14 protein-coding genes are annotated in these 14,914 nt (G+C 61.4%); 9 read left to right on the top strand and 5 right to left on the bottom strand.

Features of this window, described 5'->3' with window-relative positions; translation table 11 throughout:
* Positions 1-2: 2 nt before the first annotated feature.
* Entirely contained in the window at positions 3-776 is a 774-nt protein-coding gene (gene rfbF / locus M2497_RS09605) for a glucose-1-phosphate cytidylyltransferase (protein ID WP_248487098.1), read from the bottom strand.
* 12 nt (positions 777-788) lie between these two features.
* Complete coding sequence (locus M2497_RS09610; protein WP_248487100.1) at positions 789-1,778, bottom strand: FAD-binding oxidoreductase; 990 nt, start codon at positions 1,776-1,778, stop codon at positions 789-791.
* Positions 1,779-2,280: 502 nt separating this feature from the next.
* Here M2497_RS09610 and M2497_RS09615 point away from each other — a divergent pair.
* Entirely contained in the window at positions 2,281-2,613 is a 333-nt protein-coding gene (locus M2497_RS09615; protein ID WP_058424485.1) for a helix-hairpin-helix domain-containing protein, read from the top strand.
* Positions 2,614-2,628: 15 nt separating this feature from the next.
* On the opposite strand, the gene M2497_RS09620 is transcribed toward M2497_RS09615, so the two are convergent.
* Positions 2,629-3,207 (bottom strand): TetR/AcrR family transcriptional regulator, encoded by a 579-nt coding sequence (locus M2497_RS09620; RefSeq protein ID WP_248487102.1) that lies wholly within the window; start codon positions 3,205-3,207, stop codon positions 2,629-2,631.
* 121 nt (positions 3,208-3,328) lie between these two features.
* Between M2497_RS09620 and M2497_RS09625 the strand changes: the two genes are divergently transcribed.
* Both M2497_RS09625 and M2497_RS09630 read left to right on the top strand, forming a co-directional pair.
* Entirely contained in the window at positions 3,329-3,973 is a 645-nt protein-coding gene (locus M2497_RS09625; RefSeq protein ID WP_058424483.1) for a GntR family transcriptional regulator, read from the top strand.
* A gap of 15 nt (positions 3,974-3,988) precedes the next feature.
* Positions 3,989-4,837, top strand: coding sequence for a DUF1989 domain-containing protein (locus M2497_RS09630; protein WP_248487104.1), 849 nt, complete (start codon positions 3,989-3,991; stop codon positions 4,835-4,837).
* An 8-nt stretch (positions 4,838-4,845) separates the two neighbouring features.
* Here M2497_RS09630 and M2497_RS09635 read toward each other — a convergent pair whose 3' ends face one another.
* A complete protein-coding gene (locus tag M2497_RS09635) occupies positions 4,846-5,013 on the bottom strand; it encodes a DUF2897 family protein (protein ID WP_003172675.1) in 168 nt (55 codons plus the stop codon).
* 112 nt (positions 5,014-5,125) lie between these two features.
* Entirely contained in the window at positions 5,126-6,490 is a 1,365-nt protein-coding gene (eat, locus tag M2497_RS09640; RefSeq protein WP_248487106.1) for an ethanolamine permease, read from the bottom strand.
* A 398-nt stretch (positions 6,491-6,888) separates the two neighbouring features.
* On the opposite strand from eat, the gene kdpF reads away from it, so the two are divergent.
* From kdpF to M2497_RS09670, 6 genes are all read left to right on the top strand, one after another.
* The gene (gene kdpF / locus M2497_RS09645; protein ID WP_003218754.1) at positions 6,889-6,978 is read left to right on the top strand and encodes a K(+)-transporting ATPase subunit F; all 90 of its coding nucleotides are present in this window, start codon (positions 6,889-6,891) and stop codon (positions 6,976-6,978) included.
* A gap of 9 nt (positions 6,979-6,987) precedes the next feature.
* Positions 6,988-8,682, top strand: coding sequence for a potassium-transporting ATPase subunit KdpA (kdpA, locus tag M2497_RS09650; protein WP_248487107.1), 1,695 nt, complete (start codon positions 6,988-6,990; stop codon positions 8,680-8,682).
* Between the two features lie 6 nt (positions 8,683-8,688).
* Complete coding sequence (gene kdpB, locus M2497_RS09655; RefSeq protein ID WP_071496663.1) at positions 8,689-10,752, top strand: potassium-transporting ATPase subunit KdpB; 2,064 nt, start codon at positions 8,689-8,691, stop codon at positions 10,750-10,752.
* A 64-nt stretch (positions 10,753-10,816) separates the two neighbouring features.
* Positions 10,817-11,362, top strand: a complete 546-nt coding sequence (kdpC, locus tag M2497_RS09660; RefSeq protein ID WP_248487108.1) for a potassium-transporting ATPase subunit KdpC — start codon at positions 10,817-10,819, stop codon at positions 11,360-11,362.
* A gap of 124 nt (positions 11,363-11,486) precedes the next feature.
* The gene (locus M2497_RS09665) at positions 11,487-14,138 is read left to right on the top strand and encodes a sensor histidine kinase KdpD (RefSeq protein WP_248487110.1); all 2,652 of its coding nucleotides are present in this window, start codon (positions 11,487-11,489) and stop codon (positions 14,136-14,138) included.
* Positions 14,139-14,175: 37 nt separating this feature from the next.
* Positions 14,176-14,865 carry a response regulator gene (locus M2497_RS09670; protein ID WP_071490041.1) on the top strand — a complete coding sequence of 230 codons (690 nt, stop codon included), beginning with the start codon at positions 14,176-14,178 and terminating at the stop codon, positions 14,863-14,865.
* Positions 14,866-14,914 lie beyond the last annotated feature (49 nt).

The following is a 14,914-nucleotide window of genomic DNA, read 5'->3' on the forward strand; positions in this document are numbered from 1 at the left end:
ATTCAGTCCCAGGATTTCCAGGGCGCTTTGCCGGACTGCCAAAGCTCTTCCAGATAGTGTTTGTCACGCAGTGTGTCCATGGGCTGCCAGAACCCCGGGTGTTCGTAAGCCATGAGCTGGCCTTCGGCGGCAAGCTTCATCAGCGGCTCCTGTTCCCAGGTGGTGCTGTCATCCTCCAGGTATTTGAGCACTGTGGGGCTCAAGACAAAGAAACCACCATTGATCAGGGCACCATCACCCTTGGGTTTCTCCTTGAAGTTCAGCACTTGGCCTTTCTGGATATCCAGCGCGCCAAAACGGCCGGGCGGGAACGTTGCAGTGAGCGTCGCCGCTTTGCCGTGCGACTTGTGGAAGGCCAGGGTCGCGCCGATATCAAGATCGCTGACGCCATCACCGTAGGTAAAGCAAAAGGCTTCTTCGTCTTTGACGTAGTCGGCGACGCGACGCAGGCGACCACCGGTCATGGACTCGTCGCCGGTATCGACCAGGGTGATGTTCCAGTCTTCGGCGCGTTGGTCGTGCACCTTCATGGTGTTGTCGCGCATATTGAAGGTGACATCGGACATGTGCAGGAAATAGTTGGCGAAGTATTCCTTGATCACATACCCCTTGTAGCCACAGCAGATAATGAAGTCATTGATGCCGTGCGCGGAGTACATCTTCAGGATGTGCCAGAGAATAGGTTTGCCGCCAATCTCGACCATGGGTTTTGGGCGTACGCTGGTTTCTTCGCTTAGCCGCGTTCCCAGGCCACCGGCCAAAATAACTGCTTTCATGCTGTCTCCGGGTCAATTCGAGCTTACAAAGGCGTCAGAATGGAAATGTTTGAGGGGCAGGCCAGCCTGCGTCAGCAGCTCGCGTGCGGCGTGGATCATGGCTTCTGAGCCACAGGCATAGACCGAGGTATCGGCCAGGTCAAGACTTTCTGCAAGGACGGCCTGTTGAACGTAGCCTGTTGCACCGGGCCATTGTGTATCCGCACGTGAGAGCACGGGGCGGTAGGTCAGGCCCAGCGATGGAAAATCAGGCTGCCAGTACAAGTCCTGCTCCGTACGGCCGCCCCAGTACACGTAAATGCGTTTGCCGCTGAGTGTTTCCGGTGCGTCACTCAAGCCTTCAAGCATGGCTTTGACCGGGGCGATTCCGGTTCCGGTTGCCATGAACACCAGGTTCGTCGTGCTTGCACTGCGCAAGCAGAAGGTGCCCAGCGGGCCTTCCAGCCTGAGCAGGTCATTGGCTTGGGCTCCGCCAAACCAGTACTGGCTCATCACGCCATCGGGTACTTGGCGGATATGCAGTTCCAGCTTGCCATCCTCACGCACGGCATTGGCGATGGAGTAACTACGTCGCACACCGTCTTTGCCTATGACGTCGATGTACTGCCCCGGAAGGTAGAAGAGTGCGCTTTTTGGAGGCGTTCGGAGGACAACCCTTAGTACGTCGTCCGCCAGGCGCTCCAGGGTATCGAGGCGGCAAGGCATGGTTTTGATCTGGATGTCGGCCAGCAATCCCAGGTCTTCGATGTCCAACTCGACATCGGTGACGGCGGCCCGGCAGCACGTCAGGATGGAACCGCAGGCACGCTCTTCTTCCGTCAGCGCGAGTTCCGGTTGCACCACCTCTGTATCGCCTTGAAGCACGTTGGCCTTGCACACGCCACAACGGCCCGTACGGCAACTGTATTCCAGCACTGTGCCTTGGGACTTGGCGCAATCCAGAAGGCTCTTGCCAGGTTCAGCCGTAAACGTCTTGTGGTTCGACAATGTAACAATCGACATGCGTCAGGCACCATGCTCAGGGTTGGCGTCGCAAGGATTCGACTCGTCCACTGGAGTGCGAGGGACGGCCGCCATCGGCCCGATACTTTTGATACCCATGTACGTATACATCTCCTGTCGTCATTGCCCTGAAAGTCATACGACATTCAGCGCGCAGACTACGCCCCTGGCCGGGGTCATTTTTCGTAGAGTTTAAAGCGGATAGAAGCCGCTGGCGGAAGGCCCCACCAGTTGAATCGCATATACAACTCGCAGCAACATCGCAGCGTGTTGCTGATTATTGAATAACGGACTGCCTATTGATGGCGGCAATTCTACCTGCTTGGGACCGTAACTGGAAATGCAGGATATCCGGGGCCTGCCCAGGCCGTTTCACTGGCATTGAGTGGGCGGGTCATACGCTGTTACCGATCCGTTTTTGACTCCTTCCAAACATCACCTAAGTTTGAAATGCAGCTTAGGAAAGCTGCATTTCCTTTATCGATGTCATGGAGTGTCACCAATGCAAAACGCCTATATCGCCTCCTTAATCTTCGCCTTCCTCACCACCCTCTCTGTCACCACCACCGCAGCGCCCTCCGTCAAAACCGAGGCTCCAATCCCGATCACGACCCAAATGTCCAAGGCAGAGCAATCCGCCAAGGTCAATCTGAACGCCGCCGATGCCGAAACCCTGCGTCGTGACCTCTTTGGCATCGGCGCCGCCAAGGCCAAGGCGATCATCGCCTACCGCGAGAGCAATGGTCCGTTCACTGCTGTTGATGAACTACTGGAGGTGAAGGGCATCGGCAAGGCGCTGCTGGAGAAGAACCGCGAAAGGATTGTAATCAACTGAGCACAGGACGGCCGGTCACCGACCGGCCATTCCATCATCCGAAACCTGTGCCTTCAGGCTTTCCCTTACTACGTCCAGAATACGCACCGCCAGCGCTGCGCTTTCGACACTTCTGGCCAGCGCCAATGCGCCCACTAGCGTCGACATCATTACCAGGCTTTCTTCATCGGCATTCGTGCTAATCAGCGTCGCTTCCACCTGCTGCAAGCGCGCCCTCAGTACCGCGTCCGTGGTCGGACTCTGCTGGCCCCTCAACCCCAACTCCGAGCACATGGTAGGCAATGGGCAACCCTGATCCGGCGAGGCTCGATGCCATTCAGATAAGTAACTATCAATAAATGCCTCAAGAGGGCGTTCCTGGCTGAACAACATTTCGCAATGCGCATCCAGCTCGGCAGCTGCGGCTTGCAGCGCCTTTTCTACCAGTTCGTCCTTGGATTTGAAGTGGGCATAGAACCCGCCATGCGTCAGGTCCAGAGCCTTCATCAAGGGCTGCAGACCGGTCGCGCCGATCCCGTCGCGACGAAAGCGTACAGAGGCTTCCTTGATGATGCGTTGGTGGGTCTTGGCTTTGTGGTCGGATGAGTAACGCATAGGTGGGCCTCAGTGACAGGCTGGCATTTTAACCAACTTGAATCTTTTTACACGCTGACACGTTGGCATGAAAAGTGATTACCTACCCATCGAGGATTGTTCAACAATCATGAAGGTAGCCATGACACTCAGTTTGTCTCTCGCCGACCAGATTGCCCTGGAGCTTCGCGCTGACATCATCGGCGGGCGACTGCTGCCAGGAATGCCTTTGGTCGAAGTAGAACTGGTCAAAGCCTACAACGCATCGCGCAACACGATCCGTGAAGCGTTGCACCGCCTCGGGCAAGAAGGGTTGACCCGTTATGTGCGCAACAAGGGGGTGATGGTCCGGCGGTTGGCGCGAGAGGAGGTGCGTGATTTGTTTGTCGTGCGCCGCACTCTGGAGTTGCAGGCCATCGCCCAGAGCGGTCCCCTGACGGAGGATCAATCCGAACGCATGCAGAACGCCATCGACGCCACCACCCTGGCCCGCGAGCGTGAAGACTGGCGTGCGGTCGCCACCCATAGCCTGGTGTTTCACCAGCACATCGTCGGGTTGATGCGCAGCCCGTTGTTCGATGAGTTTTTTGCCCAGGTCATCGCTCAACTGCGCTTGGTGTTTTGCGCTGCGCCTGATGAGCAGCGTTTTCAGTCGCCATGGCTGGAGCGTGATCGTGAGATCTACACATTATTGGTCGAGCAGGATAAATCGGCGGCGGGGGAGGCGATGAGCCTGTACCTGGATGATTCGGAACGCCTGTCCCTGGCCTTGTTTAACCACCCCTGATCGAGGATCTGCACCATGTACAAAGACTATCCGGCCGCTTATCAGGTCAGTAAAGGTTCGGCGTTGCAGGTCGACACGGCGTTTTACGAACGTATTCGTGACCGAAAAGACCAGCGCACGCTGACCGAGCAGTTTGAGGTGCCGATTCGTACGGGGAGGGCGTGGAAGGTGCCAGCCGGGCATGTGTTCCGTGTGACCACGCCGGTCGGCCCGCAGGTGGGTGATTTCAACGTATGGAATGCCAATGACCCCCGTGAGCGCCTGTGGGCGGCGCGTACTCGCCAATTGCAGGGCGCCCATGTCAGTACCCATGACCGCTTGTGGTCGAATTTGCCATTCCTGCGGCCTTTGGTGACGATCACTGATGACAGCCTGGCCAGCTACGGGATCGATGAGCACGGCGGGCGGCTGCATGATTTGCTTGGCACACGTTGTGATCCCTATGTGAATCGGATGCTCACCGGTGAGGACTTCCATCACCATTGTCACTCCAACCTGACGCGCGCGGTTTTGCCTCACGGCCTGACGGAATTCGACGTGCATGACGTGCTGAATATTTTCCAGTGCACCGGTCTTAATCACGACGACATGTACTTCATGAAGGCCTGCCCTGCACAGAAGGGCGACTACCTGGAGTTCTTTGCCGAGATTGATTTGCTGTGCGCGCTGTCGACGTGCCCCGGTGGGGATTTGTCGCTGCCGATGTGGGGGCCGGAGGCGCAGGATCCGCTGACGGTGTGCCGTCCGCTGGGGGTTGAGATCTACACGTTGGAGGATGAACTGCTCAATGGCTGGCGCCAGCCGGAACGTGCTGCCTACAAGGGGCAGCACGGGTTGCATATTGCCAAGGCGGATTGGGAGTAACCCAAGGCTCAGCGATCCTGCGCATCCTTGGCATCCGCCTGGGCGTTGCGCTCGGCCACGCGCTTGCGTTGTTCGTCGGTGAGTTCAACTTTGTTGGCGCTGTCACGCAGCATCATCAGCCCACCGACGATCGACCCGATCGCAACTACCATAATCAACCACGCATACCACGGCATAAGGCTCTCCTTGAGGCAGATTGCCGTGGGAGAGTTTTCCCACGGTAATAACTGCTTTGAGTGACGGGCTTTCTTACTAGTTCAGTGTAGGCCCGTTCTGCCTCGTAGTAGATCAGAGCCCGGTCAACATCGCATCCGCCGGTGCATCGGCACGGTCTTGCGCAGTCATCTGGAAGTAGGCGAACCCCACCACCATAAAGCCCAGGAAGATCAGCCCGATCAGCGTGTTGAACCAAGCCATGGCCACCAGGCACACCACCGCCAGCACCAGCGCAATGCCCGGCACGATGGGGTAACCCGGTGCGCGGAAGGTACGCTCCAGCAGCGGCTCGGTCTTGCGCAGTTTGAACAGGCTGAGCATGCTCATGATGTACATCACGATGGCGCCGAATACCGCCATGGTAATCATCGCGGCGGTCAGTGTCATACCGCCGAGGTTGATCAGGCCGTCGCTGTAGATCGCCGCGATGCCGACCACGCCACCGGCGATGATTGCGCGGTGGGGTGTCTGAAAACGCGACAGTTTGGCGAGGAATGAGGGCAGGTAACCGGCGCGGGCCAGGGCGAAGAACTGGCGCGAGTAGCCGAGGATGATGCCGTGGAAACTGGCCACCAGGCCGAACAGGCCGATCCACACCAGCATGTGCAACCAGCCGGAGCTGTCGCCGACCACGGTTTTCATGGCTTGCGGCAAAGGGTCGTTGATGTTGGACAGGGTGCGCCAGTCACCCACGCCCCCGGCAAAGAACATAACGCCCATGGCCAGGATCACTAGGGTCAGGATGCCGCTGATGTAGGCCTTTGGAATGGTGCGCTTGGGGTCTTTGGCTTCTTCGGCGGCCATCGCGGCGCCTTCGATGGCGAGGAAGAACCAGATGGCGAAGGGAATCGCGGCAAACATGCCGGCAATCGCCGGTGCGCCAAAAGTATCGGAACCGGCCCAGCCATTCAGGGCAAAGTTACTGAAGCTGAAGGCGGGTGCCACTACGCCCATGAACACCAGCAATTCAGCGACGGCGAGCACGCACACCACCAGTTCGAAGGTGGCGGCGAGCTTAACGCCGAGGATGTTCAGGCCCATGAACACGATGTAGGCACCGACGGCCGCGTGTTTGGGGTCCAGCGCCGGGAACTGCACATTCAGATAGGCGCCGATGGCCAAGGCGATGGCAGGCGGCGCAAAGACGAATTCGATCAAGGTCGCGAGCCCCGCGATCAAGCCGCCTTTCTCTCCAAAGGCACGACGGCTGTAGGCAAACGGCCCACCCGCATGAGGAATGGCGGTGGTCAGTTCGGTGAAGCTGAAGATGAAACAGGTGTACATCGCGGCAACCATCAATGAGGTCACCAGGAAGCCCAGGGTCCCGGCGACGCCCCAGCCATAGCTCCAGCCGAAGTACTCCCCGGATATCACCAGCCCGACCGCGATGCCCCATAAGTGCAGGGTGCCCAAGGTGGGTTTGAGTTGTGTGTTCATCGTGATGCGCTCCCTGAACGGTTTGGAATGATTCAAGGTGTTGCAGCGGACATGCCATGCCTCACAACCGTGTCGTAAAGCGGCGCAACTGTCGTCTGGGAGATGGTTTGGCGTTTGAAATTTTCCGGTGTCGCACCAGATAAGTGCGCGGGTGGCTGGCAGGGCCTCATCGGGGGCAAGCCCCCTCCCACATTTTGACCGGTGTACGCAGGCCCTGTGTGGGAGGGGGCCCCCGATGAGGCCCTCCAATCCAGCACAACCCTCCCTGTAAACCCCGCATAAACTCACTCTTTACGCCGTCTTTACGCCCCGCCCGCACCCTCGCTCTCGTTCCTTTACGCCACTCCTGCCGACAATTGCCCCACACGCGGCACTCGCCGCTAAACGGAGAGACTTCCATGAGCGTTCTGGACGGGGTGTCACTGCTATTGGCCGTGGCGCTGTTCATTTATCTGCTGGTTGCGCTGTTACGCGCGGATCGGAACTAGGAGCTGGCCATGCACAGTTATGACTATTGGCTGATCATTGCCTTCTTTGCCGTGGTGCTGGTGCCGGCCCCGTTCCTGGGGCGGTTCTATTACAAAGTGATGGAGGGGCAGCGCACCTGGCTCACACCGGTGTTCGGCCCTGTGGAACGCGCCTGTTATCGCCTGTCGGGCGTGGATGAGCATCAGGAACAGAGCTGGCAGAAGTACATGCTGGCGTTGCTCGCTTTCAACCTTGCGGGCTTTTTGCTGTTGTTCGCGATCTTGTTGTTCCAGGACTACCTCCCACTGAACCCGCAGAAATTGCCGGGGCAGGAATGGACGCTGGCGTTCAACACTGCAGTCAGTTTCATGACCAACACCAACTGGCAGTCCTACAGCGGTGAAGCGTCACTGAGCTACCTCAGCCAGATGGCCGGCCTGACCGTGCAGAACTTCGTCAGCGCGGCGACCGGTCTGGCCGTCCTTGTCGCTTTGTGTCGTGGGATCGGTCGCAAATCCACCAAGACATTGGGCAACTTCTGGGTCGACATGACCCGCGCCACCCTCTACGGCTTGCTGCCGTTGTGCCTGGTGCTGGCGTTGTTCCTGGTGTGGCAGGGCGTCCCCCAGACCTTCGCCCATTACGTGGATGCCGTGACCCTGCAGGGTGTGGATCAAGTGATCCCCCTGGGCCCGGCGGCCAGCCAGATTGCGATCAAGCAATTGGGCACCAACGGCGGTGGCTTCTTCGGTGTCAACTCGGCGCATCCGTTTGAAGACCCTACCGCTTGGGCAAACTTGTTCGAAGTGGCGTCAATTATCCTGATCCCCGTGGCGCTGGTGTTCACCTTCGGCCACTACGTGAAGGACCTGCGTCAGAGCCGCGCAATCCTCGGCTGCATGCTGGCGTTGTTCATCATCGGCGGCGCGACCTCGCTGTGGGCCGAATACCAGCCCAACCCGACCCTGAACAACCCGGCCGTGGAGCAGACTGCGCCACTGGAAGGCAAGGAGGCACGCTTCGGTACCACCGGCACGGTGCTGTGGTCGGTGACCACGACAGCGGCGTCCAACGGCTCGGTCAACGGCATGCAGGACAGCCTGAGCCCTCTCAGTGGCATGGTCGCGCTGGTCAACATGATGGTCGGCGAAGTGATCTTCGGCGGCGTCGGCGCTGGCATGTACGGCATGTTACTCAACGTGTTGATTGCAGTGTTCCTCGCCGGCCTGATGATTGGCCGCACCCCGGAATACCTGGGCAAGAAGCTGCAGGCCAAAGAAGTGCAATTGCTGGTGGTGACCTTGCTGGTGATGCCGGTGGGCGTTCTGGTGCTCGGCGCCATTGCCGCCAGCCTGCCTGGCCCGGCCGGCGCGATCAGCAACCCTGGCCCCCACGGTTTCAGCCAGTTGCTCTACGCCTACACCTCGGCCAGTGCCAACAACGGCTCGGCGTTCGGTGGCTTCAGCGCCAACACCCCGTTCCACAACCTGATGCTGGGCCTGGGCATGTTGATCGGCCGCTTCGGCTACATCCTCCCGGTACTGGCCCTGGCCGGTAGCCTGGCGATGAAGAAGACCGCACCGATTGGCCAGAACAGCTTCCCGACCCATGGCCCGCTGTTCGTGACCCTGTTGACCGTGACCATTCTGCTGGTGGGCGGCCTGACCTTCCTGCCGACGCTGGCACTGGGCCCTATCGCTGAACATCTGAGCATGGGCTTCTAAGGGGATATGAAAATGAATATGCCTGCAAAAAACGCAGCTCCTGCCAAAACCCAGGAGCCTGCCAAAACCGCCATCTCCGCCCTGTGGCGCCCGGCGCTGGTCCAGGCGTTCGTCAAGCTGGACCCGCGCCAGCTGCAACGCTCGCCGGTGATGCTGGTGGTCGAGTTGACCGCCATCCTCACCACCGTGTTGTGCTTTGTGCCCGACACCGCCGTGCCGACCTATGTCGCCGTGCAGATCGCCGTGTGGCTGTGGTTCACCGTGCTGTTCGCCAACTTCGCCGAAGCCTTGGCCGAAGGACGTGGCAAGGCCCGCGCTGACAGCCTCAAGGCCGGCAGCGAAGGCCTCAGCGCACGGCGCAAGGAGGCCGATGGCAGCTTCAAGGTCGTGCCGGCCACCAGCCTGCGCAAAGGTGATGTGGTGCGTGTCGCCGCCGGGGAAATGATCCCCGGTGACGGCGAAGTCATCGAAGGCATCGCGGCGGTCAACGAAGCGGCCATTACCGGTGAGTCGGCACCGGTGATCCGCGAGTCCGGCGGCGACCGTTCGGCGGTCACCGGCAACACACGCCTGGTGTCGGACTGGCTGCTGATCCGCATCACCGCCAACCCGGGCGAGTCGACCCTGGACCGCATGATCGCCCTGGTGGAAGGGGCCAAGCGCCAGAAAACCCCCAACGAAGTGGCGCTGGACATTCTGCTGATCGGCCTGACCCTGATCTTCCTGTTGGTGGTGGTAACCCTGCAGCCGTTCGCCCATTTCGCCAGCGGCAGCTTGCCGTTGGTGTTCCTGGTCGCACTGCTGGTGACGCTGATTCCTACAACTATTGGCGGATTGCTGTCGGCCATCGGCATCGCCGGTATGGACCGTCTGGTGCGCCTCAACGTGATCGCCAAGTCCGGGCGTGCCGTGGAAGCTGCGGGCGACGTGCATGTGTTGCTGCTGGACAAGACCGGCACCATCACTTTCGGTAACCGTCGCTGTGCGGCAGTGGTCGCGGCGCCTGGCGTCAGCGGCAAGGAAGTGGCCGAGGGCGCGTTGTTTGCCTCCCTGGCGGATGACACGGCGGAAGGTAAATCCATCGTCGAATACCTGCGCGCCTTGCACCCTCAAGCCGAGCCGAGCGCAGACGAACTGACGGCCGTGCCGTTCAGTGCTGAAACCCGCTTGTCCGGTGTCGACTACCAGGGCCGTGTGTTCCGCAAAGGCGCGGTGGATTCGCTGCTGGCCTTCATCGGTCAACAACGTCGCGACTTGCAGCCTGCGCTGTCGCGGGAAATCGACAAGATCGCCCAGAGCGGCGGCACCCCGTTGTTGGTGTGTGCCGACGGCAAGTTGCTCGGCGCGATCCACCTGAAGGACGTGGTCAAGCCGGGCATCCGTGAGCGTTTCGCCGAGCTGCGCAAACTGGGAATCCGTACCGTGATGGTCACCGGCGACAACCCGTTGACCGCCGCCGCGATTGCCGCTGAAGCGGGCGTGGACGACGTACTGGCCGAAGCCACCCCGGAGAAAAAACTCGCCCGCATCCGTCATGAGCAAAATGATGGTCGCCTGGTGGCGATGTGCGGCGACGGCGCCAACGACGCCCCGGCGCTGGCCCAGGCGGACGTCGGCATGGCGATGAACGATGGTACCCAGGCTGCGCGCGAGGCCGCCAACATGGTCGACCTCGACAGCGACCCGACCAAGCTGCTCGACGTGGTGCAGATCGGCAAGGAATTGCTGGTGACCCGTGGCGCATTGACCACCTTTTCCATCGCCAACGACGTGGCCAAGTACTTCGCGATCCTGCCGGCGCTGTTCGCCTCGATCTACCCGCAACTGGGCGTGCTCAACGTGATGCACTTGCAGAGCCCGCAGAGCGCGATCCTTTCGGCCATCGTGTTCAACGCGCTGATCATCGTGGTGCTGATTCCCCTGGCGCTGCGCGGTGTGCGCGTCCAGGCGGCGAGTGCGGCGGCATTGCTGCGGCGCAACCTGCTGATCTACGGGCTGGGCGGGATTCTGGTGCCGTTCGTGGGCATCAAGGCGATCGACATGCTGCTGACTGCGTTGCACCTGGTTTGACCCGATTCCTGTGGGCGCCCGGCGGGTGCCCACAGGTTGCAATGACCGAATTGAGGAATCCGAAATGTCCAACATGATCCGCCCGGCCCTGAGCCTGCTGGTGCTCATGACCCTGATTACCGGCGTCGCTTACCCACTGGTGGTGACCGGTGTCGCCCAAGTGGCTTTCCCGGACCAGGCCAATGGCAGCCTGGTACGCGATGACAGCGGCAAGGTGCGTGGCTCCAGCCTGATCGCCCAGGATTTTACCGGTGACAACTGGTTTCACCCGCGCCCCTCGGCTGGCGCTTTTGCGACGGTCTCCAGCAGTGCCAGTAACCTTGGTCCAAGCAACCCGGCGCTGGCGACGCGTATCTTCGATGACGCGAGTAAACAGCTGGTGCCGAGCCAGGGGCCGGTGCCTCTGGTATCGCTGACTACCTCTGGCAGCGGTCTTGATCCACACTTGCCACCACAGGCGATTGCCTATCAACTGGCGCGGGTGGCGGCGGCGCGGAATGTGCCGGTGTCGACCTTGCAGCGCTTGCTCGATGAACACATCGAAAGCCCGCTGGTGGGCCCGCCGGTGGTGAATGTGCTGGCGCTGAACATGGCCCTGGAAAAGTTGTAGGCCGTGGCGCAGCCATCGCAGGCAAGCCAGCTCCCACAGGGGAATGCATTCCAAATGTGGGAGTGGGCTTGCCCGCGATGGCGGCCTGAGGCGCAACCAATAAACATCTGAAGGAACCCCGAGCATGAGCGACTCCGGCCGCGCCGATGCCCTGTTAGCCGATCTGCCCCGGGACGGCCGTGGCCGGCTCAAAGTTTTCCTCGGCGCTGCGCCGGGCGTGGGCAAGACCTACGCCATGCTCCAGGCCGCGCACACGCAGTTGCGCCAAGGCGTGCGCCTGGTTGCCGGCGTGGTCGAAACCCACGGCCGCGCCGAGACCGAAGCCTTGCTCAGCGGCCTGCCGCAGCAACCATTGCTGCGCAGTGAATACCGTGGCGTGATGCTCGAAGAAATGGACCTGGACGGCCTGCTCGCCGCCAAGCCCAAGCTGGTGCTGGTGGACGAACTGGCCCACAGCAACGCCCCCGGTAGCCGTCACGAAAAGCGCTGGCAAGACATCCAGGAACTGCTCGCCGCCGGCATCAACGTGTTTACCACGGTCAACGTCCAGCATCTGGAAAGCCTCAACGACCAGGTGCGCGGCATCACCGGCGTGCAGGTGCGTGAAACCCTGCCGGACTGGGTGCTGCAAGAGGCCGACGAACTGCTGCTGATCGACCTGCCGTCCCGCGAACTGTTGGAGCGCCTGCGCGACGGCAAGGTCTATGTGCCGGAGCAGGCGCGTGCGGCCATCGATGCGTTCTTCACCCAGACCAACCTCATGGCCCTGCGCGAGTTGGCGATGCAGACCGCCGCCGCCCACGTCGATGACGATTTGGCCCAAGGCTATCGCCAGCTCGGCCAGGCTGCGCCGGCGGTGCGTGGGCGTTTGCTGGTCGGCGTGGATGGTGATGCGCAGGCCGAGCGCCTGGTGCGCCATGCCAGCCGAGTTGCCCAGCGCCGCCATTTGCCGTGGAGCCTGGTGCATATCGATAACGGTCGAGCACGGGACGAGCAGTCACGGCTACGCCTGCAAAATGCCCAGCAGTTGGCCGAGCGCCTGGGCGGCGAGGTGGTATTGCTGCGCGCAGGGGAGGTGGCCAAGACACTGATCCAGCACGCCGCCGAACGCCGCGCCAGCCTGCTGCTGGTGGGGCAGTCGCGCATGCGTTGGCGCCGTCGCTTGTTCGGCGGCGGCCTGGCTGCGCGTTTGCTGCGTAATGCGCGGGGCTTGGAAATCAACGTCCTCGACAGTGACGACATGCCTGCGCCGCCACGCTTGCCGGATGTACGCGGGCTGGTGTGGTTTGACTATGCGCTGGCAGTTGTGGCAACGGTGGCGGCGGCGGCGGTGGCCTGGGCCGTGTCCAGCGCCTTGCCGTTGCCGAACATTTCGTTGGTGTTCCTCGCTGCGGTGTTGCTGGTGGCGGTGCGCAGCAGCCTGGGGCCGTCGCTGATGTGTGCGGCGCTGTCGTTCCTGACCTACGACTTCCTGTTTATCCCGCCGAATTTTTCCTTCGCCATCCAACGTGAAGAAGACGTACTGACCCTGTTGTTCTTCCTGTTGATGGCGGCGTTGACCGGCAACCTGGCTGCGCGCCAGCGCCGTCAGTTGCAGGCGTTGCGCGACACCCAGGAAGAAACCAGCGAGCTGCTCGACCTCTCGCGCAAACTCACCGCCGCCACTGATCGCCAGGCGGTAATCAGTGCTGCCGCGCATCACCTGGAAGGCTGGAGCGACCTGGACCTGTGCCTGGTCAATCGCGATGGCCAGGGCGGTTGGGCCATCGAGACGGGCGGCCCGCTGACCCTGACTGAAGCTGAGCGTGCCGCCGCCGATTGGGCCTGGCAACATGACCAACCAGCGGGCATGGGCACCGGAACCCTGCCGTTCGGGCGTTGGTGGTGGTGGCCGTTGTCGGGCGAAGAAGGCCCGTTGGGTTTGCTCGGGGTCAGCCCCAAACCCGGCCTGGAATTGAGCGGGCAACGCCGTCGTCTGCTCACTGCCTTGAGCCAACCGCTGGCCCAGGCGCTGGCGCGGGCGCAACTGGCCCAGGAGTTGGAGTCTGCACGGTTGCACGGCGAAACCGAGCAATTGCGCAGCGCCTTGCTGGCGTCGGTATCCCATGATTTGCGCACGCCGCTGACCTCCATGCGTGGCAGCATCGACAGCCTGCTGGCGCTCGGTGAGGCCATCCCGCTGGAGGACCGCCGCGAGTTGCTCGAAGGCACCCGCGATGAGGCTGAACGTCTCGACCGTTACATCCAGAACCTGCTGGACATGACCCGCCTCGGTCACGGCGCTTTGAAGCTGGCGCGCGATTGGGTGTCGCCGGGTGATATCGTCGGCAGCGCCCTCGGCCGTCTGCGTGCGGTGCTGGCGCCGTTGCAGGTGAGTACCGAAGTGCCGCCCGAGTTGCCGTTGTTATATGTGCACGCCGCGCTGATCGAGCAGGCGCTGGTCAATGTGTTGGAAAACGCCGCACGTTTTTCGCCGCCGCAAGGGCGCTTGCAACTGAGCGCCGGCGTTGCCGATAACCAGTTGTTCTTCGCCGTGGCTGACGAAGGCCCCGGTATTCCCGAGGATGAGCGCGCAAAGATCTTCGATATGTTCTACACCGCAGCACGCGGTGATCGAGGCGGGCAGGGCACGGGGCTGGGCCTCGCAATTTGCCAGGGCATGGTCGGCGCTCACGGTGGGCATATCAGCGTGGCCGACGGCATTGACGGGCGTGGCACCTGCATCACCTTGTTCCTGCCTTTACCGACACAGCCTGGCCTGGAGCGCGAGGCATGAGCTACCCTGTTTTCTTCACGGATTTTGATTGGAAGCCATGAGCCAGACCGCGACGATTTTGGTCATTGATGACGAACCGCAGATCCGCAAATTCCTGCGTATCAGCCTGGCCTCCCAGGGCTACAAAGTGATTGAGGCCGGCACTGGCAACGAAGGCCTGGCCCAGGCAGCGTTGAACAAACCGGACTTGTTGGTCCTCGACCTTGGCCTGCCGGACATGGACGGCCAGCAGGTGCTACGTGAATTTCGCGAGTGGTCGACGGTGCCGGTGCTGGTGCTGTCGGTGCGGGCCAGCGAGGGGCAAAAGGTCGAGGCCCTGGATGGTGGTGCGAATGACTATGTGACCAAACCCTTCGGTATCCAGGAATTCCTGGCCCGGGTGCGGGCGCTGCTGCGTCAGGCGCCAGCGGGTGAGGCCCAGGAAGCAGCCTTGCGTTTTGGCCCGCTGACGGTGGACCTGGCCTATCGCCGGGTGCTGCTGGACGGCGCCGAAGTGGCACTGACGCGTAAGGAATACGCAGTGCTGGCGCAACTGGCGCGGCATCCGGGGCGAGTGATTACCCAGCAACAGTTGCTCAAGGATATCTGGGGGCCGACCCATACCGAGGACAGCCACTACCTGCGCATCGTCGTGGGGCACCTGCGTCAGAAGCTGGCGGATGACCCGACCCAGCCACGGTTTATCGTGACCGAGGCGGGAGTGGGGTATCGGTTATTGGGCGGATAGATAGACCTCAGGCGCGCTCTGTGGCGAGCGGGCTTGTTGTGGCGAGCCC

The organism is Pseudomonas sp. CYM-20-01 (genome assembly GCF_023169845.1).
Classification (GTDB): domain Bacteria; phylum Pseudomonadota; class Gammaproteobacteria; order Pseudomonadales; family Pseudomonadaceae; genus Aquipseudomonas; species Aquipseudomonas azotoformans.

Bases quoted from the DNA above. Each gene is read 5' to 3' on its own strand.
- kdpA (WP_248487107.1), top strand. From the start codon at position 6,988: ATGCACAGTTATGACTATTGGCTGATCATTGCCTTCTTTGCCGTGGTG.
- M2497_RS09665 (WP_248487110.1), top strand. From the start codon at position 11,487: ATGAGCGACTCCGGCCGCGCCGATGCCCTGTTAGCCGATCTGCCCCGG.
- kdpF (WP_003218754.1), top strand. From the start codon at position 6,889: ATGAGCGTTCTGGACGGGGTGTCACTGCTATTGGCCGTGGCGCTGTTC.
- M2497_RS09615 (WP_058424485.1), top strand. From the start codon at position 2,281: ATGCAAAACGCCTATATCGCCTCCTTAATCTTCGCCTTCCTCACCACC.
- eat (WP_248487106.1), bottom strand. From the start codon at position 6,490: ATGAACACACAACTCAAACCCACCTTGGGCACCCTGCACTTATGGGGC.
- kdpB (WP_071496663.1), top strand. From the start codon at position 8,689: ATGAAAATGAATATGCCTGCAAAAAACGCAGCTCCTGCCAAAACCCAG.
- M2497_RS09635 (WP_003172675.1), bottom strand. From the start codon at position 5,013: ATGCCGTGGTATGCGTGGTTGATTATGGTAGTTGCGATCGGGTCGATC.
- M2497_RS09625 (WP_058424483.1), top strand. From the start codon at position 3,329: ATGACACTCAGTTTGTCTCTCGCCGACCAGATTGCCCTGGAGCTTCGC.
- M2497_RS09620 (WP_248487102.1), bottom strand. From the start codon at position 3,207: ATGCGTTACTCATCCGACCACAAAGCCAAGACCCACCAACGCATCATC.
- M2497_RS09610 (WP_248487100.1), bottom strand. From the start codon at position 1,778: ATGTCGATTGTTACATTGTCGAACCACAAGACGTTTACGGCTGAACCT.
- M2497_RS09630 (WP_248487104.1), top strand. From the start codon at position 3,989: ATGTACAAAGACTATCCGGCCGCTTATCAGGTCAGTAAAGGTTCGGCG.
- M2497_RS09670 (WP_071490041.1), top strand. From the start codon at position 14,176: ATGAGCCAGACCGCGACGATTTTGGTCATTGATGACGAACCGCAGATC.
- rfbF (WP_248487098.1), bottom strand. From the start codon at position 776: ATGAAAGCAGTTATTTTGGCCGGTGGCCTGGGAACGCGGCTAAGCGAA.
- kdpC (WP_248487108.1), top strand. From the start codon at position 10,817: ATGTCCAACATGATCCGCCCGGCCCTGAGCCTGCTGGTGCTCATGACC.